The organism is Enterococcus montenegrensis (assembly GCF_029983095.1).
In the GTDB taxonomy this organism is placed as follows: domain Bacteria; phylum Bacillota; class Bacilli; order Lactobacillales; family Enterococcaceae; genus Enterococcus_C; species Enterococcus_C montenegrensis.
The window spans coordinates 2095259-2118138 of the sequence record NZ_CP120467.1; the positions used below are offsets into that span (position 1 = coordinate 2095259).

General features: G+C 37.2%; 29 protein-coding genes, 1 other RNA gene and 1 pseudogene. 11 read left to right on the top strand and 20 right to left on the bottom strand.

Going from position 1 to position 22880, the window contains the following annotated elements:
- Positions 1–224: 224 nt before the first annotated feature.
- Positions 225–587 carry a hypothetical protein gene (locus P3T75_RS10045; protein ID WP_206905881.1) on the bottom strand — a complete coding sequence of 121 codons (363 nt, stop codon included), beginning with the start codon at positions 585–587 and terminating at the stop codon, positions 225–227.
- Between the two features lie 61 nt (positions 588–648).
- A complete protein-coding gene (locus P3T75_RS10050; protein WP_230709946.1) occupies positions 649–1029 on the bottom strand; it encodes a CvfD/Ygs/GSP13 family RNA-binding post-transcriptional regulator in 381 nt (126 codons plus the stop codon).
- A 79-nt stretch (positions 1030–1108) separates the two neighbouring features.
- On the opposite strand from P3T75_RS10050, the gene P3T75_RS10055 reads away from it, so the two are divergent.
- Positions 1109–2275: a MalY/PatB family protein gene (locus P3T75_RS10055; protein WP_282461490.1), complete on the top strand. Its 1167-nt coding sequence runs from the start codon at positions 1109–1111 to the stop codon at positions 2273–2275.
- 170 nt (positions 2276–2445) lie between these two features.
- A complete protein-coding gene (locus tag P3T75_RS10060; RefSeq protein WP_282461491.1) occupies positions 2446–3138 on the top strand; it encodes a YczE/YyaS/YitT family protein in 693 nt (230 codons plus the stop codon).
- Positions 3139–3215: 77 nt separating this feature from the next.
- Here the strand turns inward: P3T75_RS10060 and P3T75_RS10065 are convergent, their stop codons facing one another.
- On the bottom strand, positions 3216–3806 hold the full coding sequence (locus P3T75_RS10065) for a peptidylprolyl isomerase (protein ID WP_206905870.1): 591 nt from the start codon (positions 3804–3806) through the stop codon (positions 3216–3218).
- Between the two features lie 135 nt (positions 3807–3941).
- On the opposite strand from P3T75_RS10065, the gene P3T75_RS10070 reads away from it, so the two are divergent.
- Positions 3942–4418, top strand: coding sequence for a GNAT family N-acetyltransferase (locus tag P3T75_RS10070; RefSeq protein WP_282461492.1), 477 nt, complete (start codon positions 3942–3944; stop codon positions 4416–4418).
- 114 nt (positions 4419–4532) lie between these two features.
- Positions 4533–5504 (top strand): NAD(P)/FAD-dependent oxidoreductase, encoded by a 972-nt coding sequence (locus tag P3T75_RS10075; protein ID WP_282461493.1) that lies wholly within the window; start codon positions 4533–4535, stop codon positions 5502–5504.
- 153 nt (positions 5505–5657) lie between these two features.
- On the opposite strand, the gene P3T75_RS10080 is transcribed toward P3T75_RS10075, so the two are convergent.
- Entirely contained in the window at positions 5658–5894 is a 237-nt protein-coding gene (locus P3T75_RS10080; protein ID WP_282461494.1) for a DUF1450 domain-containing protein, read from the bottom strand.
- Positions 5895–5983: 89 nt separating this feature from the next.
- On the opposite strand from P3T75_RS10080, the gene P3T75_RS10085 reads away from it, so the two are divergent.
- The gene (locus P3T75_RS10085; RefSeq protein WP_206905862.1) at positions 5984–6493 is read left to right on the top strand and encodes a phosphatidylglycerophosphatase A family protein; all 510 of its coding nucleotides are present in this window, start codon (positions 5984–5986) and stop codon (positions 6491–6493) included.
- 267 nt (positions 6494–6760) lie between these two features.
- Here P3T75_RS10085 and P3T75_RS10090 read toward each other — a convergent pair whose 3' ends face one another.
- The 4 genes from P3T75_RS10090 to P3T75_RS10105 are packed head-to-tail and all read right to left on the bottom strand — an operon-like array spanning position 6761 to position 10209.
- The gene (locus P3T75_RS10090) at positions 6761–7405 is read right to left on the bottom strand and encodes a TIGR01906 family membrane protein (protein ID WP_282461495.1); all 645 of its coding nucleotides are present in this window, start codon (positions 7403–7405) and stop codon (positions 6761–6763) included.
- Positions 7402–8178: a TIGR01457 family HAD-type hydrolase gene (locus P3T75_RS10095; RefSeq protein ID WP_206905858.1), complete on the bottom strand. Its 777-nt coding sequence runs from the start codon at positions 8176–8178 to the stop codon at positions 7402–7404. Before P3T75_RS10095 ends, P3T75_RS10090 begins: the two co-directional genes overlap by 4 nt.
- Positions 8178–8792 (bottom strand): YutD family protein, encoded by a 615-nt coding sequence (locus tag P3T75_RS10100; RefSeq protein ID WP_206905856.1) that lies wholly within the window; start codon positions 8790–8792, stop codon positions 8178–8180. Before P3T75_RS10100 ends, P3T75_RS10095 begins: the two co-directional genes overlap by 1 nt.
- 34 nt (positions 8793–8826) lie before the next feature.
- Positions 8827–10209: a bifunctional metallophosphatase/5'-nucleotidase gene (locus tag P3T75_RS10105; RefSeq protein ID WP_282461496.1), complete on the bottom strand. Its 1383-nt coding sequence runs from the start codon at positions 10207–10209 to the stop codon at positions 8827–8829.
- 155 nt (positions 10210–10364) lie between these two features.
- Between P3T75_RS10105 and P3T75_RS10110 the strand changes: the two genes are divergently transcribed.
- Complete coding sequence (locus tag P3T75_RS10110; protein ID WP_206905854.1) at positions 10365–10646, top strand: hypothetical protein; 282 nt, start codon at positions 10365–10367, stop codon at positions 10644–10646.
- 61 nt (positions 10647–10707) lie between these two features.
- Here P3T75_RS10110 and P3T75_RS10115 read toward each other — a convergent pair whose 3' ends face one another.
- Positions 10708–11868 (bottom strand): AI-2E family transporter, encoded by a 1161-nt coding sequence (locus tag P3T75_RS10115; RefSeq protein WP_206905852.1) that lies wholly within the window; start codon positions 11866–11868, stop codon positions 10708–10710.
- Between the two features lie 191 nt (positions 11869–12059).
- On the opposite strand from P3T75_RS10115, the gene tadA reads away from it, so the two are divergent.
- On the top strand, positions 12060–12617 hold the full coding sequence (gene tadA / locus P3T75_RS10120; protein WP_206905851.1) for a tRNA adenosine(34) deaminase TadA: 558 nt from the start codon (positions 12060–12062) through the stop codon (positions 12615–12617).
- A gap of 58 nt (positions 12618–12675) precedes the next feature.
- Positions 12676–12762, top strand: an RNA gene (gene ffs, locus P3T75_RS10125) — signal recognition particle sRNA small type.
- A gap of 91 nt (positions 12763–12853) precedes the next feature.
- On the opposite strand, the gene P3T75_RS10130 is transcribed toward ffs, so the two are convergent.
- Both P3T75_RS10130 and P3T75_RS10135 read right to left on the bottom strand, forming a co-directional pair.
- The gene (locus P3T75_RS10130; RefSeq protein ID WP_282461497.1) at positions 12854–13189 is read right to left on the bottom strand and encodes a hypothetical protein; all 336 of its coding nucleotides are present in this window, start codon (positions 13187–13189) and stop codon (positions 12854–12856) included.
- A gap of 319 nt (positions 13190–13508) precedes the next feature.
- Positions 13509–14134 (bottom strand): annotated as a pseudogene (locus P3T75_RS10135) (YczE/YyaS/YitT family protein).
- Here P3T75_RS10135 and P3T75_RS10140 point away from each other — a divergent pair.
- The gene (locus P3T75_RS10140; RefSeq protein ID WP_282461498.1) at positions 14133–14294 is read left to right on the top strand and encodes a hypothetical protein; all 162 of its coding nucleotides are present in this window, start codon (positions 14133–14135) and stop codon (positions 14292–14294) included. The pseudogene P3T75_RS10135 and the gene P3T75_RS10140 sit on opposite strands and share 2 nt — an antisense overlap.
- 11 nt (positions 14295–14305) lie before the next feature.
- Here P3T75_RS10140 and P3T75_RS10145 read toward each other — a convergent pair whose 3' ends face one another.
- The 3 genes from P3T75_RS10145 to P3T75_RS10155 all read right to left on the bottom strand — a co-directional run bounded on the left by P3T75_RS10145 (position 14306) and on the right by P3T75_RS10155 (position 16023).
- Positions 14306–15016: a zinc metallopeptidase gene (locus P3T75_RS10145; protein ID WP_282461499.1), complete on the bottom strand. Its 711-nt coding sequence runs from the start codon at positions 15014–15016 to the stop codon at positions 14306–14308.
- A 95-nt stretch (positions 15017–15111) separates the two neighbouring features.
- Positions 15112–15453: a zinc ribbon domain-containing protein YjdM gene (locus tag P3T75_RS10150; protein WP_230709972.1), complete on the bottom strand. Its 342-nt coding sequence runs from the start codon at positions 15451–15453 to the stop codon at positions 15112–15114.
- A 135-nt stretch (positions 15454–15588) separates the two neighbouring features.
- On the bottom strand, positions 15589–16023 hold the full coding sequence (locus P3T75_RS10155) for a MerR family transcriptional regulator (RefSeq protein WP_282462596.1): 435 nt from the start codon (positions 16021–16023) through the stop codon (positions 15589–15591).
- Between the two features lie 112 nt (positions 16024–16135).
- On the opposite strand from P3T75_RS10155, the gene P3T75_RS10160 reads away from it, so the two are divergent.
- Complete coding sequence (locus P3T75_RS10160) at positions 16136–17167, top strand: SDR family oxidoreductase (RefSeq protein WP_282461500.1); 1032 nt, start codon at positions 16136–16138, stop codon at positions 17165–17167.
- Between the two features lie 282 nt (positions 17168–17449).
- Here the strand turns inward: P3T75_RS10160 and P3T75_RS10165 are convergent, their stop codons facing one another.
- From P3T75_RS10165 to P3T75_RS10180, 4 genes are read right to left on the bottom strand one after another with little or no spacing between them, the layout of a single operon-like run.
- Positions 17450–18109 carry a Crp/Fnr family transcriptional regulator gene (locus P3T75_RS10165; RefSeq protein ID WP_206905839.1) on the bottom strand — a complete coding sequence of 220 codons (660 nt, stop codon included), beginning with the start codon at positions 18107–18109 and terminating at the stop codon, positions 17450–17452.
- A 32-nt stretch (positions 18110–18141) separates the two neighbouring features.
- Entirely contained in the window at positions 18142–18684 is a 543-nt protein-coding gene (locus tag P3T75_RS10170; protein ID WP_282461501.1) for a ferritin-like domain-containing protein, read from the bottom strand.
- A gap of 3 nt (positions 18685–18687) precedes the next feature.
- Positions 18688–18915 (bottom strand): heavy-metal-associated domain-containing protein, encoded by a 228-nt coding sequence (locus P3T75_RS10175; RefSeq protein WP_206905834.1) that lies wholly within the window; start codon positions 18913–18915, stop codon positions 18688–18690.
- 31 nt (positions 18916–18946) lie between these two features.
- Positions 18947–20836, bottom strand: a complete 1890-nt coding sequence (locus P3T75_RS10180) for a heavy metal translocating P-type ATPase (protein WP_282461502.1) — start codon at positions 20834–20836, stop codon at positions 18947–18949.
- Positions 20837–21148: 312 nt separating this feature from the next.
- Here P3T75_RS10180 and P3T75_RS10185 point away from each other — a divergent pair, with 312 nt between their 5' ends.
- Positions 21149–21307 carry a hypothetical protein gene (locus tag P3T75_RS10185; RefSeq protein WP_282461503.1) on the top strand — a complete coding sequence of 53 codons (159 nt, stop codon included), beginning with the start codon at positions 21149–21151 and terminating at the stop codon, positions 21305–21307.
- Between the two features lie 66 nt (positions 21308–21373).
- Here P3T75_RS10185 and P3T75_RS10190 read toward each other — a convergent pair whose 3' ends face one another.
- Both P3T75_RS10190 and dapF read right to left on the bottom strand, forming a co-directional pair.
- Complete coding sequence (locus tag P3T75_RS10190) at positions 21374–22039, bottom strand: HAD family hydrolase (RefSeq protein ID WP_206905826.1); 666 nt, start codon at positions 22037–22039, stop codon at positions 21374–21376.
- Positions 22040–22057: 18 nt separating this feature from the next.
- Positions 22058–22879 (bottom strand): diaminopimelate epimerase, encoded by an 822-nt coding sequence (gene dapF, locus P3T75_RS10195; protein ID WP_282461504.1) that lies wholly within the window; start codon positions 22877–22879, stop codon positions 22058–22060.
- Position 22880 lies beyond the last annotated feature (1 nt).

Genomic DNA, 22880 nt, shown 5'->3' on the forward strand with positions numbered 1-22880 from the left:
CAAAAAGTTTAGAAAAATAAAGGAAGACTAACATACAATTTCCATCAAGCGATTCAATCATTCGTATTTCAAATATCAAAAAGTGAATTTCACAAAAAAAATTATTATATTGATATTATTTACGAATTAAAATCCACCTTATTACTATTTTATCCGTTAAATATTTTTTGAGTATTTATTTTTTGTACAAAAAAAGGAGATTTTGATAATCTCCTTTTGGTCATTTAAAAATAAGGTACACCTTCAATATCATAATGCCTAATAATTTCCCGAAATCTTTGTGGTTCTTCCCAACGAAAATCTTCAGGTAAATCACCAACTAACTTTTCTTCACTCGTTTCAAAAACAAACAGTGGAACGTTCTCTTTTTCAATTTGACCATTCGTCAATTCTACTAAGTCAATATTTTTCACATCGAGCTTAACGCTTTCTTTTAATAAGCTCAAAATATTAGCCAAACCAGTACGTTCGTTTGAAAAATCAGTAGACGCCAACTCCATTGTATCTCCTACAGTATGAACTAAAAATCGTTTAGAGCCATTTTGTAAATGCAACATTACTGTTCCAGCAACTTTTTTATTAGTCACGATACCACCTCGGCTGTTTTATCTGCTTTTATGATAGCACATTTTCAGAAAACATGCATAATTATTTCGCGCGATTTTCAGAATGCAAATAGGCTACAGCCTCATCAATCCAGTCTGGTAATACTTTTTTAATTGAGGTAAAACCAATTTTTTTATTTTTATTTGTAAAGTAGCGTTTTTTGTAATTGCGATTTGGAACATAATTTTTTTCTAGCGTTCGTTTAGATAAACTGATTTTTTGTGAATATTCATCAATATCAATAATTTGGACCTTTACTTTTTCCCCAACGGACAAAATATCATGAATATTTTTAGTATAACCAGACTGTACTTCAGAAATATGTATCAGTCCTTGGGTTTTATCATCCAAAGAAACGAAGGCACCATAAGGCTGAATACCTGTAACTTGACCTTCAAGAATATCGCCGATTTTATAAGACATTTGGTTTCCACTCCTTGCTTTATTCATTATACTGTAATTAGAGTTAAAAAAGAAGTTTAGAAATTTAGGAGGTCTTTTTATGTCAAGTTTTGATCAACGCAACGAACGCCGTCACACAAATAGCGTCAAATGGGATAGTATTGCAACAACTTACCACAAAGATGATCTATTGCCGTTGTGGGTAGCAGATATGGATTTTACTGCACCACCTTCTGTTAAACAAGCACTGCTTTCTTATGTAGAACAGGGAATTTACGGCTATACACTTTTTGGAGATGATCTATATGCTGCTATTATAAATTGGCAAAAAAAACGTCATAATTATGATATAAAAAAAGAGGATATCTTATTTTCCCCTGGCGTCGTACCAAGTATTGCTGTCAGTATTGAGGCTTTCACATCCAAAGGTGACAGCGTGATGATACACGATCCTGTCTATCCCCCTTTTGCCCAAATGGTAGAAGAAAACAAACGAAAATTAATTCGAAGTCCACTTAAAGTAGTCAATGGGCACTTTGAAATGGACTTTATCACAATGGAAGCGCAAATGATTAAAGAAGATGTCAAACTTTTTATTTTATGTAATCCCCATAATCCAGGTGGACGCGTTTGGAGCAAGACCGAATTAAAACAATTAGGTGACTTATGTAAAAAACATCATTGTTTGGTTGTAAGTGATGAAATTCATCAAGATCTGATATTTGCGCCTTATCAACATGAAACTTTCCATAATATCGATCCAAGTTTTGCTGATTTTTCTATTGTGTTAACTGCTGCTACCAAAACTTTTAATTTGGCAGGCATTAAAAACTCGATGATTTTTGTGAAAAACGCCAAATTAAAAGCCGCTTTTACCGCTGTTCAAGCAAAAAGTGAACAAGATACGATTAATACATTTGGACTGATTGGTACTAAAGCTGCTTATGAGGGTGGCGAAACATGGTTAACTGAACTGTTAGACTATTTACAAAAAAACAGCGCCTTTACCATTGAATTTCTCCAAAAAAATCTGCCGCAAGTAAAGATCATGCCCCCAGAAGGTACTTATCTTTTCTGGTTAGACTTTTCTGCTTATAATTTAACGGATACTGCGTTAAACAAGAAGATGATTGATGAGGCTGGTGTTGTTTTAAATGGAGGTTTTACATTTGGACCTAATGGAAAACAACACATGCGTCTAAACATTGCTTGTCCTAAATCCACATTACAACAAGGATTAGAGCAAATAGCACGGGCATTTAAATAATAAAAACATTTTGACCGTATCTTTTGATGCGGTCTTTTCTTTTTCTTTCTTGTTTTTATTACATTTGCCATGAAAATTTTGTTACACTAAAATAAGACAATGATTAAAAATAGTATTTTACAGACTTTTTTTAAAAAAATTTCTCTGTAAAATAAAAAAGGAGGACAAAGATGCCTGATTTTGCAAAACGTTTCATTCAATATGTCCCTGGGATTTTCATTTTAGCCTTGGGAACTGTGCTTTTTTCAAGTTGCCAACTAGGTGTCAGTTCTTTAGTTTCAGTACCTTTTACGACAGCGACCATTACCGGTCTATCCCTAGGTAATGCCACGAGTTTAGTCTTTGGCTTATTGGTTATCGTTGAGATTATCCTGGTCAAAAGTTTGCCATTAAAAATTCTTTTGCAATTACCTTTTTCATTTCTTTTTGGTGCAGTGGTAGATTTTTACAATGTCGGTTTAGGTTTGAAAGATTTTGTCGTGACAAGTCTAATTGGCAAAATTGCACTTTTAATTGCAGCCGTAATCGCTACTAGTGTGGGAGCCTTTTTGATGGTGAACTCCAAACTGATCTTAAACCCACCTGATGGTTTAGTAGAAATTATTGCGTTAAAAAAAGAAAAGCGCTTTGGTCAAGTCAAGTTCTATTTTGATTTAACGATGATTACCCTCGCCTTTTTATTGGGAATGATTTTTTTGGGCCAACCAAACGGGATTGGCTTTGGGACATTCACAGCTCTTTTATGTGTTGGACGTCTCATTCATTTTATCGAAGTAAAAACCTCCAAACATCCAATTGAAGAAACCAACGAATATGCGCAAATGGTAGCCCCCGATGACCCAAGTGATGTTAAAACGCCTTAACAGACAAACAAATACCCGAATAAGACACTGTTAAAAAAAACATTGGCTTATTCGGGTATTATTTTAACTATTTTAAATTAATCGGCTAAAATTTCAACCGTTTCAATGACCACATCATGAACTGGTTTATCTTGCGGGCCTCTTTGAACATTCGCAATTTCATCTACGACATCCATGCCTTCAACCACATGACCAAAGACAGTATGACGGAAATCTAACCACGGTGTGCCGCCTTGTTTATACGCTTCAATAATTTCAGAAGGATAACCCGCACCTTCTAATTGTCCCAGCATATTCCCTGGAACATTTTGGTTGTTCACAATAAAGAATTGGCTACCATTAGTATTTGGTCCGGCATTGGCCATAGACAACGCTCCCCGAACGTTAAACAATTCTTTTGAAAATTCGTCTTCAAAATTCCCACCAAAACTGCTTTCACCACCCATACCAGTACCGGTTGGATCGCCGCCTTGAATCATGAAATCTGGAATGACACGGTGGAAAATAACACCATCATAATAGCCTTTATTGGCTAATGCTTCAAAGTTTTGGACTGTTTTTGGGGCTAATTCTGGAAATAGTTGTACTAAAATGTTGCCACGGTTTGTTTTGATTAGTGCTTTGTGGCCAGTTTGGTTTTCTAATGTTAATTGTGGAAAATCGCTCACGATAATTCCTCCTTCTATTTAATGGATTAATTTCATGATAGCAGACTTCGCCTATTTTGCCACGTATTCTTGATTTTATTTTGCGATATTTGCTATACTTGCTGGAAACTAAACGCTCTACCAGGAGGTGCACCAATGAAAATTCGTCTAATCGAAAAAACAGATGATAAAACAATCGCCAAGATTATTCGTACAAGTCTTGAAGACTGCAACTTAGCAATCCCAGGAACTGCTTATTTTGATTCCGAACTAGACCAACTGTCTACTTACTATGCTGCTTCACCTAAACGAAACTATTTTGTTATCACAGAAAAGGATGAAATTCTCGGAGGTGTCGGAATTGCCGAATTTTATCCTGAAAAAAATATTTGCGAGCTGCAAAAGTTATACTTAACCAAAAAAGCACAAGGAAAAGGCTACAGCAATGAATTAATGGTTGCCGCTTTAGCCTTTGCAACAAAGGCTGGGTATCGCGCAATCTATTTAGAGAGCCACCACAGTTTACAAGCAGCATTAAGCCTCTATCAAAAATTTGATTTCAAAATGCTTAAAACACCCTTACTTCCCACTGCTCACAATGCAATGGATTGCTTTTTACTAAGAGAACTTTAAAAGATTTAAAGGTGTGAAAGCTATAATGCCTTTTAATAGAAAAAACAACTCTTTGCCCTTATACTAGGAGCTATTGCAGTGGTTTACTGCGACAACATGCAAGGAGGAAACAAGATGGAAGTCTATGATATTACCATTATCGGTGCTGGTCCAGCGGGGATGTTCGCGGGTTTTTATGCAGGGATGCGCAATGCAAAAACAAAAATTATCGACAGTCTCCCCCAATTAGGCGGCCAGTTATCCACGCTTTATCCTGAAAAAAATATATACGATATTCCCGGTTACGTTCAAATAAAGGCCAATGACTTGGTGCAAGTTTTGGAAAAGAAGTTACAAACATTTCCCCATACTTATTGTTTAGGTGAAGAAGTGATTCACCTTGAAAAACAAGACGATGTCATTGTCATTACAACAGATAAAGATACCCACTACACCAAAGCCGCTATTTTAGCATTAGGAAACGGCTCGTTTCAGCCTCGTAAACTAACCGTGCCAAACGCCAAGACCTTTGAAAAGCGTGGTTTGGATTATTATGTCAATGATTTAATGAAATATGCTGGTAAAAAAGTCGCGTTAGCCGGCGGTGGCGATTCTGCCATTGACTGGGCCTTAATGTTAGAACCCATTGCCGCTGAAGTTCATTTGATTCATCGCCGCGACAAATTTCGTGCTTTAGAACACAGTGTTGAAAATCTTTACCAATCATCGGTTAATATTATGACGCCTTATGTGATTAACGACGTACACGGCGCCGACTTTTTAGATGGCGTAAGTCTGCAACACGTTAAGACTAAAGAAAAAATTGAGTTAGCGGTGGATCACCTTCTGGTAAACTACGGCTTTACTTCTAACCTAAATGTGAAAGATTGGAATTTGGCTGGAACAAGACAAACCATCACAGTCAATTCTGACATGAGTACTTCTATTCCGGGAATTTACGCCTGTGGTGATATTGCCGGTTATGAAGGCAAAGTAAAACTGATCGCAACCGGTTTTGGCGAAGCCCCAACTGCTGTGAACAACGCTTTGCATTTTATCGACCCTAAAAATCGAACCCAACCTGCTCATAGTACAAGTTTATTTTAAAATCAAAAGACCTAAAAATTTTACTGCCTTATACTAGTTGCAAGCTAGTATAAAGCAGTAAAAATTTTTAGGTCTCATTTATATCAGAAAGTACAAATTTTGGACTTATGCCTTAGAGCTGAAGGTTTCCTTTAGCTTTTTTTATTTAGCTATTTAAAAATCATCCCACTCCGAAATAGCACCTTTGACTTTACTTAAAAGCTCTGACATCGTATCAGCTACAATGACTTCTCCTTCAACTATAACAAATAATTTTTCGGCACATAATTCACACATACTTAAACAACTGGTAATTAAAAAATCTGCCTTTTCCTTTAGTTCTTCATCTTCTAATAAAAGGTTGCCCTGCCGGCTTAGGTTTTGTTCACAAAATTCGATTAAAGGTTTCATGACGGTCTTCCTTTTCTTTGCTTGATGCTTTCAGATAGTATAACATAAAAGATGAGCTAACCTTAGCAAGAAGAATTGGAGGGATTTGAATGGTAATTGAAACAAAAACACTCGAAGAAAAAGCCCGTGAATTATTGACAAGTCGTGGTGTTTCCCTAGATGAAATTGGCGAGTTGGTAATGTTTTTACAAAAAGATTATATCAAAGATATCACCTTGGAAAAATGTGTTGAAAGCGTCAATAGTGTCTTAACCAAACGAGAAGTCCACAATGCGATTATCACAGGTATTCAATTGGATATTTTAGCTGAAGAAGGAAAATTACTTGATCCTTTACAAGAAATTGTGGCAGATGACGAAGGTCTTTATGGTATTGATGAAATCTTGGCGCTGTCGATTGTTAACGTCTATGGTTCCATCGGTTTCACGAATTACGGCTATATCGACAAAGTAAAGCCTGGCATTTTAAAAGAATTAAACAGCCACGATGGCAAACATGTCCATACCTTTTTAGATGATATTGTCGGAGCTATTGCGGCTTCTGCTGCTAGTCGTTTAGCTCACCAAAATCCCGGTAAGTCCCATTACATCACCCAATAAGAAAAACTAAAAGAATCCTTCAGCTCTAAAACATAAGGCAAAAAGCTTGATGAATTGTGCTTCAAATTTCTTAAGATTTTTGCCTTATTGTCACCGAGAGTTAGTGCATGAAGCTAGACAATATGAAAAGCTAAAGGCACTTGATCAACTCGCCAGCAATAAGGCAAGTTAGTTCGGAAAATCAGGCGTGGATATTCTTGCTATCAGGCGTTTATTTCGCTGAAAAATTTATTCTTTTCTTATAGTCAAAAAAACAACGACCCTTAGCTAGGATCGTTGTTTTTTTTGCTTGAAACTTGTCCGTCCCCATAAAACGAAAGCTAAAAAGCACAATTCCAATAAAACAAACGCTAAAATAAAGCAGTGCATAAAAAAACTTTCCGGTAAAACATTAATGATTGGATCTGTTCTGGGGTCAAATAACCAGTCATCATTTTGGAAAAACAATTTGTGAAATGTCACAAAAAAACGATCAAACCCGGTTGCCATCACAAAGCCAAAAACCACTGGAATTACCATCCCCAGTTCAAAGGGCAAGATTAAGCGCCATAAACTTTGTTGTCTTTTCAACTTTACTAAAAAGATCAAAGAAGGAATGAAGGTTACAAGTAAAACAGCATAATTTAGCATAAATAACTTTTTAACATCGATAAAATGTCCCCGACCAGCTTCAGACATCGGAAAGTCCGGCAAAGCCAATTGACTTGCAAAGGGATTGTTTAAAAAAGCCATTAGTTTGTCAAAATTTTTTAACAATGTCGTTTTATCAACAACTGTATAATCGAGGATATTCAAATAATGAATATCAAAGACATATAAAGGCCGAAAGTTAATCGTTACTGTGATAACCAACGTGATAATCGTTAAAAAAAGGCTGAAAAAACCTAACCGTCTTTGCCAAGCTTTCATCATCTTTTTTGAACCTCAAAATCCCACTCATCTAATGAATCCAATACAAAAGTCGGTGCCTCAGGTAAGGTAGCAACCTCTGCTTTTTGAGTAAAACCTGACAGCACCAATAAGGTATCGATGCCATTATTTAGCCCAGAGCAAATATCCGTTTCGTAATTGTCGCCAACCATAATCACATCTTTTTTAGCTAAGCCAATTTTTTCCAGCGCTTTATCCATAATAATCGCTTCTGGTTTTCCAATGTAAATTGGTTTTGTTTGCGTGGCTGTTTCAACTAATGAAATCAATGAGCCCGCTCCAGGTAACAAACCGCGTTCAGTCGGAATGTTTTTATCTGGATTAGTCCCAATAAAAGTAGCACCTTTTTGAATGGCTAAAGTTGCCAATACAAATTTTTCATACGTTACATGATTATCCAACCCTACCACAACATAATCTGGGTTTTCTTCTTCCCAAGTAAAACCGGCCGCTAGTATTAAGTCAATCAGGCCTGCTTCACCAATGACAAAGACTTTATTACCGGCATTATCAGCTTTCATAAAATCAATGGTAGCCAAACTTGCTGTATAAATTGTTGCGGGCGCGACTTTGATATCAAATTCATTTTCCAAGCGCTCTGAAACTGTCTCAGGGCTACGGGTTGTATTATTCGTGACAAATAAAAACGGTAAATTACGGCGTTTTAATTCATCTACAAAGCGTTTTCCTGCTGGAATTGGTTCTTGACCACGATAAATCGTGCCATCTAAATCAATTAAGTATCCTTTGTACATTAATCTTCTCGCTTCCTAATGGTAAAGCCGCCTTTTCTTCCATCTTTTTTGACAGGTTTTGCAGCAGCTTCTGTTTTCTTAGTCGGCTGTTTTTCAACTTTTTTCTTTAATACCGGCTTTGTTTTTTTCTTTACCTCTGTTTTCTTTTCGGCAATATGTGCTTGTGCCGGCTGATTCGTGTAATTTTTCTTACGGCGTTTACGATTTTGTGTTTTCTCCCGCTTATTTCCTACGCGTTGGATCACAAAATAGGCACAGCCAAAATTACAGTATTCATATAAATAATCTTCTAAAGTATCAATGCGTTGTTCTGGTTGTGCTTTTTTATCATCAGCACTGAAAAAGCCTTTTAAGCGTAGCTGCTCATAGCCCCAGTCGCCAACAATATAATCATAACGAGCCAAAACCTCGCTGAAACGTTCCCCTAATTTTTCTGCGTCAAAGCCTTCCCGGTGGTCATAAACAAGCTTATACTGACGTTGTCCGATCATAAAATCAGTCTCATTAATCGGTGTCACAAGCTCACCTTTTTGCGGTTTTGCCACTTCTTCGGTTGCGACTTCCTCTAAAACCGTCGTTAATTCTTCGGTTAGATTTTTGTTCTCTTTTGTCATTCTTTCACCACCTGTTTTTCATTATACCTTGTTTTTATTTGCTTGGATAGTGAGTTTGCAAATACGTCCCTAACACGCTACGGATAAACTCTGGAAATAAAAATTCGTATTTACCAGCAATCTCAATTGTAGGAAAAAACGGGACAAACATAAAATGATCCACTGTCGTAAATGTGTAGTCTTTATCATCTTGCAGTTTTTCTTTTAACCAATAAACTTCATGGTTCACACTGTCATAAAAAATACCATCATACGTGATTACACCAAAGATCTTCCCGCGAAATCCCATCCCCAGCATGGGAAAATTCCGTAAAAAGTTACGATTTTTTTCCATCTCTAAAACTAAACGGCGGACGTCAGCACCTTTTAACGTGACCTTTAAAAGGTGCATTGGGTGGGGCAAAGTCGTATGGAGTTGATCTTGATTCACTTCACCCTTTGGCAATTCTTGCAAAAATAAACCACTATTTAAAATAGCCACATCTGTCTGCCCTCTTTTTTCTACCGCTTTTAATGTTGCATCGATCAGGCGGTGCTCGCCATTTAAATCCAGCGTTAAATCATAAGGTAAGTTCGCGACCTTTTGCGCTTTTAGTAAGTCATGCCCTTTTTGCAAATAGCCCTTAATTTCTTCTTCATCTTCTGGAAACGTCGTTAAAGTTGCAGTTTCAATGGTACGCGCCATTTTGGAAATAATTTTATGATTTTCGTCCAATTCCAGCCGAACCTCTCCAATATAATAGCCAAACTTTCCAGCGGCAGCTAATTGCACGCCATTGACCACTTTACCGGCTGGAAATAAATGGTGGGTATGGGACCCTAAAATCACATCGATTTCCGGCATTTCGCTGGCAATTAACTGATCGTCTTCAATTCCCAAATGACTCATTAATACCAAAACATCAACTTGCGGTCTTAAATGGGCAACTAAATTAGGCAAAATTTCTAATGGGTACCGAATATCCCAACCATTAGGACTATAGGTAAGAGGAAATGGTGCTGTCAGTGCAATTAGGCCAACTTTACTCCCAGCTTTTGTGGTGATAATTTTATACTCTTTGCTCCATTTGGGTGGTTGTAAAGTTTTTTTATCAAATAAATTGGCTAACAAAACATCAAAATTGGCTTCATCATACAGGTGATTTAAATCGTATTGGGAATTTCCGACCCCTTCATTATTTCCGATTGTAGCCGCATCATAATGAACGGCATTCATTAAAGCAACGTTTGCTTTGCCATTTGTCGCTTCTGACAAAGGATGCCAACGATCGACGAAATCACCTAAATCAACTGTAATAGCCCCATGACCTTTTTGGGCTAATTCTCGCTGGCGTTGTTCCAAATAGCGTCTGATTTTCGGCCAGTTTTCTAAATGGGAGTGTAAATCATTGGTATGCATAATGGTAATTTTTTCCATAATGAGGCCTCATTTCTAAAGGTAGGTAAATAAGCTAAACTTAGACTAGCACATTTTTTTCACAGCGTCTTATTTTGATACCCGGGTTTGAAATCTTTTACCCAATCACATGCATTTGCTAAAATAAAGCTAGCAGTAAAAAAGGAGGAACGCAGATGAAACACGCATTAAAAACCGAATGGGAAAAATTATTTAACAAAAAACACGACTTATCCCAATTAAAAAACCTTAATAAAAATGAAAAAGGACACTTTATTACACCAGATGGCGTCAAAACCGAAGTCTGGGAAAAGCATGATGAAGACGGTCTAAATGAATTAATGACTTCTGATTGGGAATCATTCTTAGATGGCAATGACGTTTTCAGCGAACTAAGTTTAGCCGAACAAAACGAATTAAAAGCTAACGCCCCTCGTTACGAAGACTACCACGAATAATTCTTTAGCTAGTAAAAAAAGCTATGCTTGTAGATTCAAAACATCTACGAGCATAGCTTTTTTATTCTTCAAAATCAGTCTCTTCATATTTCCCATACTCACCATAAAAGCGATTATACCGCCCTTTTAGTTTACGGAAGAAATAAATACATAAAACCTTTATCACAGCGTAAATAGGAATCCCAAAAATCAGACCAAACATCCCCATTAAATCTCCCATTACCAATAAGACTAAAACAATCGTAATTGGATGTACTAAAAGATGTTTGCCCATCACTGCTGGTTCAATCAGATGCCCATTGGACATTTGGACAATTACCCAAACCAGACACATTTTTACTAACATGCCAAAAGAAGACATCAATGCGACAATAAAAGCTGGGATAAAGGCAATAAATGGGCCAATATATGGAATGATAGCCGTCACACCAGTTAGTAAGGATAACGACCCGGCAAATGGCATACCAATAATTAAAAAGCCAATAAAGGTCAACAAGCCAATCGCAATACTAACTAAAACTTGTCCTTTCAAATATGCTCCTACTTGCGTATTCATGCTCCCTGCAATCGCTTTGGCATCTTTACGAAAACGAGGTGGAATCAACTTGGTAACATAACTAAAAAATTTGCGATCATCTTTTAATAAGAAAAAAGTAATGATTGGTGCCGTCCCAATAATTAATACTGTGCTGGTAATAGTTGAAACAACATTGGAAGCCCCTTTAATAACCCCTGATAAATAATCGGTTACTTGGCTAGAAAGTCCCTCAGACCAATTCTGCAATTTTTCCATTGTTTGATCCAACGGTTCTTCAAATGGTGAATTATCAAAAAGCTTCGTGATCATTTTTATCGTCTTATCCATGTAATCTGGAAAAGAAGAGACTAAAGAGAGAACTTGTTTTTGAATAATCGGACTAATTAAAACAACAGCAACTACGACTAAACTAATCAAAACAATAAATAAAGCTGCTACACTAATTACCCGCTTCACCCCTTTACCTTCCAGCCAATCAATAATGGGATTAAATAAATAATATAAGACCATTGTTAGAATAAGCGGGCCACTAATGGCTTTAAAAATTGTCACAAACGGATCAAATAAGAAATCTAACTGGGCAAAGAGCCACAAAACAGCGCCTAATAAAAGTAACGCTACTAAAGTAAAAATTAAATTTTTACCACCTAAAAATTTTATCCAGCGACTGGTTTTTTTCTCCATCGTCACCACCTCCTACTTTGATTGTAGCTGACTTCAAAAACGGTGTAAAAGAATACGGTACTTTAAGCTGTTATTAAGCTTGCAGAATTATAGTTTTGCCATACCCAATAATTTTTTTCATTTCTTCTTTTTCGATACCCTAGTAAAACTGCCAATTTTACTAGGGTACCTCTTTTGTCTCTTGTCAAAAAATGCTAAAATTTGGCGAGGTGAAAAATGTGGAAAAAAGCAGTAGCTTGGATACTTTAACAAAAGAAAAATATATGCTCTTGGCCTTAGAACAGGCAAAAAAAGCGCAAGCTATCGGAGAAGTACCGATTGGTGCCGTAGTTGTTTTAGACGGTAAAGTTATCGGTTATGGATACAACCGCCGCGAGGCAGATCAAGATGCAACTGCACATGCAGAAATGTTTGCCATTCGCGAGGCGTGTCAAAATATCGACAGTTGGCGTTTAGAACGCAGTCAACTATTTGTCACATTAGAACCCTGCCCCATGTGTAGCGGGGCGATGCAATTAGCCCGCGTAGAAGAAGTTTATTTTGGTGCTTATGATCCAAAAGGTGGCGCAGCTGGTTCATTATTGACAATTTTAACTGATGAACGCTTTAACCATTGGTCTTATGTTGAAGGCGGCATTTTACAAGCGGACTGTGGTCAGATCTTAACTGACTTTTTCCGGGCATTGCGGGCAAAAAACAAAGCCGAGAAAAAAATGCGTAAACTTACATTAGATCTTCCGACGGAATAAAACTTTAGAAAAAGACTAGCCAAATTTGACGAAATACGCTATACTAGTTCTTGCCGCAAGGCTAGGACAATGGCAGGCTTGTGAATTGTGTCAGATCTGGAAGGAAGCAGCACTAAGCAGGATCTGCCATGTGTCTGATTAAAAAGACCTTAAACGAGACTTCGGTTTCGGTTTTTTATTCCAAAAATTTACCAAAAGAAAGACACGTCATTCTGACGTGCCTTTCTTTTTACTTTTTAGACAATTTGATCAATCAAACCACTTAATTTGTCTTTTAAACTTTCGGTTGTTTCCTTTAAAGAATCGCCATAGACAGAAATTTGTTTGCGACCGGATTTGATTTTTTTCATAACATTCATCAATGAATCCAATTCATCGTCTGACAAATTATTCACCACTGACATTAACTTTTCGTTGCCGTCAAACTTATCATCAACAAATCGTTTTACCTTGCAGCGATCTTTTTTATGGCGAATTTTATTAATTACCGCATCCGAAGCAATTACAGCTGTTGTAATACCAGCCACCGCCGCAATACTTAGTCCAATCGTTACTTTTGTCTTATTTTTCATCCTTTTTCAGCCCCTCTTTTAAGAACTTTTTCTACTACTTCATCATAGCACAGAGAAAAAAATAGCAAAACCAAAAGGGCTTTCACCCTTGTAAAAGTTAGGTGCTTTGACTAGATACATAAAAGCCAAAACACCTCGGGCAACTTTTCAAAAATAATACAAAGACTGACAAGGTAGCTCTTTTACCTTTTCTGTCTCTTGTTTATTTCTTGTAGAAGTTAGGTGCTTTGACTAGACACGTAAAAGCCAAAAACGAGAAAGACTTAAACAATATTTTTTTGAAAAATGATTGCAAAAGCTAGTCTCCTTTTTTACCTTCTTATTTTTTGGTTAAAGAATTGACGATGGGATGGGTGATTTTTTGGTCAAAGAAACTGATAAACGGACCTGTTAAAAAGGCACTGATAAATGTTCCAATACCAATTGGTCCGCCAAAAACAAAGGCTACTACACTGAACGTAACATCTTGGATCACTCGAATAACCCGGTAAGGGGCTCCTGTTTTGTCCACAATTACTGGTGCAATTGCATCGTATGGCGCATTGCCTAATTCTGCCCCCATATATAATGATGCACCAAAACTAAAAAGCAAAATACCAATTACCAAAAAGAGCAATTGCATCAAAATATTGTGGGCAACTAAATTTAGACTGGTAAAAATTTCCGTGTAAAAATCAATGAAAAAACCTGCCAGCACCATATTGATGACGGTACCGATGCCAATGTATTTTTTCCCGAAAATAAAGATCAATACCAAAATGATAATATTTACCATCAGTTGATAGACGCCTAGTGATAAACCAAGTTTGCCCCAAGTGCAATATTTGTGGACGTATAAGGATCTAAACCAACTTTTCCCATGCGTAAAGTGGTCGCCCCTAATGCTAGTATCGCCACACCTATTAGCGCTACAAGAGAGCGGATACCAATTTCCTTTTTATTCATGTCGTGCCTCCAGCCTGATTTTAAAATAGCAATCGTTTCATTTAGTTATTATTTTGTCAAAATTATCGCAAAAGTGCAAAGATTTGCCTTATATCAAGTATCTTATCGGGTAAAAGCGCATAAAAAATACGTAACCAATCAAAGTCGGTTACGCATTTAAATTTAGCAATCTTAATCCCGCCGATTACCACCAAAAATTAAAATCAAGCGCAAGAGTTGCAAGAACGTTGCTACAGCGGCAGCAACATACGTTAAAGCAGCGGCAAATAAAACTTTCCGCGCCATCGGCAGCTCTTCTTCTGTTAACAAATTCCCGTTACTTAAAATCTTCAATGCTCGAGCTGAAGCATTGAATTCTACTGGTAATGTTACCAATTGGAAAAGTAGTGCCAATGAAAAAGCCCAAAGTCCAATCGTAACCAGTTTTGGCGCACTTAAGAAAAAGCCAATTAAAATAATCGGAAATGCCAAAGTTGAACCAAAATTTGCTACTGGTACAATGGCAGCGCGCAAACGCAACGGTACATAACTTTTTGCATCTTGAACCGCATGCCCACATTCATGGGCGGCTACAGCAATCGCGGCTACCGAGGTAGATTGCGCCGTTGCTTCTGATAGACTTAACATTTTTGTTTGAGAATTATAATTATCGGTCAAATTTCCGGCAATTTTTTGCACCCCGACGTCGTTAATGTCTTGATCATTCAAAATATACTGGGCAGCTTGTGTCCCTGTAACATTATTGCGGCTTTTCACTTCATCGTACTTTCTAAAGGTACTATTTACATAAGCTGATGCAATCCCTGATAACACCAACCCGATAATCACTAAAATCATTGTTGGATCAAAAAACGGCATAAAGCCATAACCCATTCCATACATCGTCGTTTCCTCCCTCACAGAATCAAATAAGACTTGTCTATCTTTATTTTACCATTTTACTCATGAAAATATTGTGAAGAGAATCAGAAGGAATTTTATAATTTTTTGACGAATTCTGACTTTAATTTCATTGGACCAAAACCATCCACTTTACAGTCAATATTATGATCCCCTTCAACTAAGCGGATATTTTTTACTTTTGTACCTTGTTTAATGGGATTTGAAGCCCCTTTAACTTTTAAATCTTTAATAACAGTGACACTGTCGCCATCTTGTAATAAATTGCCGTTTGCATCTTTTGCAACTACGCCCTCTGCTGGTGACTGTGTTTCTTTTGCTGCACTCCATTCATGACCACATTCAGGACAAACAAATAGGCCGCGATCTTCATAGGTATACTCAGACCCGCATTCTGGACATTTCGGTAATTGTGACATTTCATTTCTCCTTTAAAATTTTTTCGTAGCCTTTATTTTACCTAAAAAAACTGGTGGTGAAAAGACTTCATGAAAATTATCTCATCTGGAGAATGTCACTTTAGAAGGCCACTTCATTTTTAACTTTTAAACTTTTTAGCGGTATGGATTATATAAACCATAGCGTTCTTTTTCAGCACTGGAAAATTGCCGCATAGCAGCAACTACTTTAACTGCCTCAGGGCTCGTGTAAGTAGCCAATTTTTCATCTACTTCTTTTAGATTTTGCTGCAAACTTTCAATTTCAGCTAAAACATTTTGCCGATGTTGTGCTAAAAGGGCGCGTCGTTTGGGAATACTTTTTGTCCCTTCCATACAATAATCAATATAGACTTTAATCGTTTTAACTGGCATACCAGTATCTTTTAAACAACAAATAGTTTGAATAAAACCTAAATCCGATTCGGTAAACACACGGTACCCCGCTTCATTTTTTGAAACAAAAGGTAACAAGCCTGCTTTGTCATAATAACGCAAGGTATAAACAGATAAACCAAATAGTTCTGCGACTTCTTTAATGGAATACATTATTTTTACTCCTTTTTTGTGCAACTTACTTTTCCTAGAGTGCACTCTAGGGTTTACACTCACTATAGTAACAAGTTAAAACAGATGCAAGTCATTCAACTTAGGAGGAATACACATGTCAAAAAAGATTCTCGTTACAGGGGGAACTGGCTTTTTAGCCTCTCACATTATTTTTCAACTATTGCAACAAGGTTTTGCCGTCAAAACGACAATCCGTCAAAATAACAGCCAAGCGGCTATTCTTGCTACTATAAAAGCAAACGGTATTTACGATGCCTCACAACTGTCCTTTGCAGTAGCAGACTTAAATCAAGATGCCCATTGGGAAGAGGTTATGGCAGATTGCGATGGTGTGATTAGTGTCGCATCACCTGTCTTTTTTGGTAAAGTTTCCAACGAACAAGAAGTGATGAAACCAGCCCGTGATGGCATATTGCGGATTTTAAAAGCCGCCAGCAAAACCGGAGTCAAACGCGTTGTTATGACCTCAAATTTTGGTGCAGTGGGTTTTAGTAATTTGGATAAAAATAGTTGGAGCACCGAAGAAAATTGGACTGACGAAAATCAAGCCGGTCTCTCTTTATATGAAAAATCAAAATTATTAGCTGAAAAAGCTGCTTGGCAGTTTATGAAACGTGAAAACCCCAATTTTGATTTAGTTGTCATTAATCCGGTCGCTATTTTTGGTCCATCATTAAACGGCCATGTCTCCGGTAGTTTCGACTTATTAAAAATGTTATTGGCTGGGTCTACAAAACGCTATCCTAATTTACCTTTAAATGTTGTTGATGTTCGCGATGTTGCAGCAATTCACATTCTGGCAATGCTAACACCAGAAGCTGGCGGACAACGTTTTATTGCATCTGCAAATGGGATAATCACTATGGCTGAAATAGCTGCACTAATAAAAAAGGAACGGCCTGCATTAGCAGCAAAAGTCCCACAAAAGCAAATTCCAAATTTTTTAATCAAGTTAGCGTCTCACTTTAACACAACCGCCCAAGAAGGGGCTTTGTTCTTACAGATGAATCGCAATGTAAAAAATGATAAAGCAAAAAAACAATTAGGTTGGCAACCACTGGCAGATAGCAAAACTGCGGTCTTAGAGGCTGTTGATAGTTTGGTAGCACAAAAACACATCGAGTAGAAGACTTTTGCATTTTTTTAGTTGGTGATCTGTCGTTTTTATAAAAACAGCATAACCTTCTAAAGTATTTTCTTCACTAAAAAAACACTGAATAAAAGAGGACATCCCCCTTTTCAATCAGTGTTTTATTTCTTATAAATAAGAAAGGCGAAACGAATCCTTCAGCCCTGAAGCTGGCCCGTGCTAAAATTGGCAATCGCCGTTTTCACTTGTAAAAATTTAGCAGTAATTTTGTAAAAGTGCCTGCTTAATTTAAAGTTATCTGTGATGACCTAGCTTTTTTTATAAGTCTTCTAATCCGTCTTTATTCAAAAGCTTAATCTGATAGCCTTTTCGCAAAATCAGCTGTCTTTTTTCAAGCAACTTCATTTTGCGGGAAAGAGTTTCTGGCGTAGTTCCCAAAAAAGCCGCCAATTCTTTCATTTTCATAGGAATTGTAACCTCATCACTATTTTCGGCAATGCTCAAATCCAACAAGTAGACAGCCAAGCGTTCTTCAATTTTCTCCATCGTTAAAAATTGACTTTGCTGTTCTACTTTTGTCATTTTCTTGGCATTAATTTCTAAAAGTTTCAAGCTGAGCTTTGGATAATCTATCAGTAACTGTTTAAAATCGGCTTGTTTCAAGATGCAAACTTCTGTTTCTTGCAGTGCTTCGCTAAACAAGTTGTCATTGCTAGCTCCAAAAAGCAAGTTCTCACCTTCATAGCCCCCAGGTTCTACCACGCGCAATAATTGTTCTCTTCCAGCTGCTGATAGTTGATAAACTTTTAAATTACCACTGGCAACAATCACCAGTTGCGCTTCACCAGTCGGCGTTGTGATTTGTTCGCCTTTTTGAAAAACTTGATGATGCAGGAGTTGATTAATTCTAGCCTGATCTTCTTTATCTAAATGATTAAATAAAGGCACCAGTGTAACACATAAGTGATCAAAAACCACGAGCTCTCCTCCTTTTTGGAGCTAATTAAACGTTAGTCGTCGTCATCGTCATCTTCTAGCAGTAAACCTTCTAATGCGTCATGACCGATAAAACTTTGAAAAAGACGACTCTGTCCTTTTAACCAACCGTATAAATCTTGCAAAAATTGCATTAAAGCAAATTTTTCTTCTTTTTCAGCCAATTTTATCCCACGTACCACAAATAAATTTTGCGTATTAAAATCTTGCACTGCGGAAAATAAAATGGAATCTATTTCTTCATATTTTAATTGTCCGCTTTCTTCTAACATCGTATATTGCGTAAATTCGGCTGTTGTCGTGGGAATGACTTGACCTTCATCTAACAACAATTGATTTAAACGGTCAAATAATTCGTCTTCTTTTTTGATAATAGCGGCAATTTCAACACTAAAAGCTTTGCCAGGCCCTTTTAAATAGTAATTTATTTGACGTAATTTATTACGTTGGATAAACAAGTTAGCTAAGATGTGTCCACTCATGGCCCCCGCTGTTGGTGTATGGTGGTCTTTTTCACTTTGAATTAATTCTGCTTGATATTTTTCTGCTGCATTCATAATTTAGTCTTCCTTCACTTTAATAGATTGCACTTCATAGCCTAATTTTTCGATTGTATCTGCTAGTGCTTTGCCACTTACTGCTTTTGGATCAATTTCTGCTTTAACTTTGCTGGCGTTAAATAAAACTTTTACTTTTTTTACTCCTGCCTTTTGACTGACCGCACTTTCGATTTTTTGTAGACAAGATGGGCAAGTTAGCGCCCCTAATTGAATAATTACTTTTTCCATCAGACATTCTCCTTTTTATGTTTTATGGTACTTATTGTAAAACTTCTGTTGGATTAGAAACTTGATAGCTATCAAGTTTTCCTACTTTAAATGGTAATAGGCGCATACCATTTGCAATCACGACTAAAATACTTAATTCGTGAGCCAACATACCACTGGCCATGTAAATGTACCCAAAGATTAAACCGACTAATAAAAAAGCTACCGTTCCAATCGCAATGGCAATATTTTCCTTCATATTCCAAACTGTTTTTTTCGTTAAAGCATACGCATGAACTAGTTTGGTAAAATCAGAGTTCATTAAAACCACATCCGAAGTTTCAACAGCAACATCGGTCCCATTCCCCATTGCAATTCCAATATCTGCTAGGGCGATAGAAGGACTGTCATTAACCCCGTCTCCAACAAACGCCACCTTATGACCATTTTTTTGCAATTTGGTGATAAAATCTGCTTTTTCGGCTGGTAAGAGCTCGCCGTGAACTTCAGTGATTCCCAATTGTCTTCCTACAATCTCAGCCGCTTTTTTATTATCACCGGTCAACATGACTAAATTTTTTACCCCCATTTGCGTTAGCTGTGCAAGTGTTTTTTGGGCTTTCGGACGCACTTGATCTTTAATACCTAACAGCTGTGATAACTTTCCATCTTGTGCCAAATAAACTAATGAATGACCACTTTCTTGTAAATAACTTTGATCTTTTGCGGCTGCATCAATCCTTATCCCTGCTTCTTGTAGTAGTTGGGCGTTGCCGACTAACACCTCATGATTGTTTATCCTAGCTTTAATACCACGACCCTTTAAGACAACTGTTTTTTCCACCGGTAAATAACTTGCAAGAGCTGCAAACTGAATAACAGCTTGTCCTAGCGGGTGATCTGATTGTCTTTCAACGCTAGCTAATAGGCGCAAATTTTCTGCTTTATCACCATAATAGTTGTAAATCCCACTAACTGTGGGTTTTCCTGCCGTTAACGTGCCGGTTTTATCAAAAACAAAAGTATCTACTTTGCTAAAGGTATCTAAAACTTCGCCGCCTTTTAACAAGACCCCAAATTTGGCCCCATTGCCAATTCCAGCCACATTGGAAACAGGTACGCCAATGACTAATGCTCCCGGGCAGCCGAGTACTAAAATGGTAATAGCCAAGGATAAATTCCAGCTAATCAGTCCTACAACTAGAGCCAAAAGTAAAACAAATGGTGTATAAAACTTCGCAAAACGATCAATAAAGCGTTCGGCCTTTGACTTGGAATCTTGGGCTTCTTCGACTAATTCAATAATTTTGCCAAAGGTCGTATCTTCACCAATTTTTTGTGCTTCTATTTGCAACGTACCATTTTCTAAAAAGGTGCCGGCAAAAACAGTAGCTCCAGCTTCTTTGTGCACAAATTTAGCTTCGCCGGTGACACTGGCTTCATTTAAATAGCCCTCTCCTGAGGTGATAATGCCGTCAACAGGTACTTGACCTCCTGTTTTAACCAATAACTGATCAAAAATTTCAACGTCATCCACATCCACTTCGCTAATTTCATCATTTTTTATGACAAAAGCTGTCGTAGGTGCCATTTGCGTGAGTGTTTTAATCGCCAAACGGGTCTTAGCCAACGTTTTTTGTTCCAGCCAACTGCCAAATAAGAATAAAAACGTCACAATAGCCGACTCATTATATTCTCCAATCAAAAAAGCACCGATAACTGCTATTGACACCAATAAATCGATGCTAATGACTTTTACCCGCAATGCTTGATACGCAAGGATAAAAATTGGCAAACTGCCTATAATCGCAGCTAGTGCCATGAAAAGACTATAAGCGGTTGTAAAATGTGCGAGCTTACTAATAAAAGCCAGACTAATCAAAACGCCCCCTAAAAAAGCGAGTTGGTTTTTATGCTGCAAAACCTTTTGTTGATATTTCATACTCTCTCCTCCTATTTTGTCTTTTGTCAGCAAAAACTAAACAACTTCCGCCAAATTTCCTGATGATAGCTTGTTACAAGCGAAATTATAAAAGTGGCCCTAACTGACAAAAAAGTAAAATTTATTTTTTAACTTGCCCTTAGTTTAACGGTTAAAATCAACAGCGTACTTGATGGCAATCAAGTTATCTTACTTTTTTTAAATAAAACTATAATTTTTGAGCATAACCTTTTTATATAACAAGGGTTCTTGCTAAGATAACAACAACAAAGGAAATTATTTTTTCATAAATTTATATAGGAGTTGATTTTTTTGAAACAAACAAAAACTAGCAAAGAAAAGCAATGCAAAACTTTCACGCCTCGAAATGAATTTGAAGCACGTCTTTTCAAACGCTTTGAAAACTATGCTGCTGCAGAAAATACAAATAAAAATAACACCGTATCTATTAAACAAGAACGACAAAAATAAAAAACGTAAGAATCGGCTGCTTAGCTGATTTTTACGTTTTTTTACATCCTGTGGTGATACGTTTGTTTATTTATGGAATTTTTGATAAATTTTTTGACACTTCTCATAATCCAAGTCTGAAAATGTCGTGACGATAAAATCAGAAGCTAAGTCCAATTGGGGATAATCTGGATTGGCAAACCCAATTCCCACCATTCCAGCTTTTTTTACGGCAATGCTGCCATTGGGTGAGTCTTCTAGCGCTACACAATTTTGTGGTGTGACGGCTAAGCGTTTTGCTGCTAGTAAGTAAACATCTGGTTCGGGCTTAGAATATTCAACTTCTTCGCCACTTGTAATTACTTCAAAGTCCTGATAAATCCCAATTTCTGTCAACGATTTTTCTATCTCACTTAACGGTGAGGAAGATGCCACTGCTAACTTCACTTTTGCCGTTTTTAATCCTTTAACGAAGGCCGCAGCTCCTTTAATTGGCTTAGTACCATCTCGTTTTACTATTTCTTGCCGGCGCTTCACCATTTCAGCGCTATAATAAGCTGGGCTTTGTGGCAGTGCTAGTTCCTTTTTCATAGTTTCCCAAGTGTATTGGTAAGAAGTTCCCATGAATTTACTGTGATAGCTGCTGGGAACAGTGATTCCTTCATCTTTTAAAATACTGTCTTTGGCTTCAAAATAGCTATATTCTGAATCAATCAGTACGCCATCCATATCAAAAATAATTGCTTCTAACATATTCCACCAAATTTCTGTTTAAATTTTATCCGAACAAAGCGCTTCTTCACTTAATTCTCCTTTTGCGATCCAAGCTGCACCACCGGTTAGAAAAAGTTGCTTGGCTTGTACCTGCACTTCTAGCTTACCACCTAATGTTCTTAATGCAACCGGATTTTTAAACTGATTTTGCCGCTGTTTTACAACGTAGGCTACAGAAGCTGAACCTGTGCCGCAGGCTAAAGTAAAATCCTCTACCCCTCGTTCATAAGTACGAACAATTACCACATCTTCTACAATCTCATAAAAATTAACATTCGCACCTTTGGGCAATTCTTGCCAGTTACGCAGTTGTTTGGCTAATGGTCGCAAATCAGCTAAGTCTTTTTCAGCTAAATTAGAAACAGCCATCACCAAATGAGGAATAGCAGGATTGCCTAATTCAACATAATATACCGTCTTTTTAGCAAAGTTTTTTTCTTCAAATCTCGTTACATCATTTAATTGCACTTTATAGGTCGTTTTATTTAAGTGCCAAGCGGGTACCATTCCGGCCATCGTTTCAATTTTCATTTCTGCTGGAGCTAAATTTTCTTCATAAGCATATCGGGCAATACACCGGGCACCATTGCCACACATTTCTGCTTCAGTACCATCAGCATTGTAAAAACGCATGCGAAAATCGCCCCCTGCTTTGGCTTTGTCTACTGCCATGAGCGCATCTGCTCCTAATGAAAGATGCGCACGACATGCGCCTTTAGCAAGTTGGCTTAATTCGTTTTTACTTAAGTGTAGCGCAAGGTTATTGATGATGATAAAATCATTGCCCGCTCCTTGCATTTTGACAAAAGGAATTTCCATC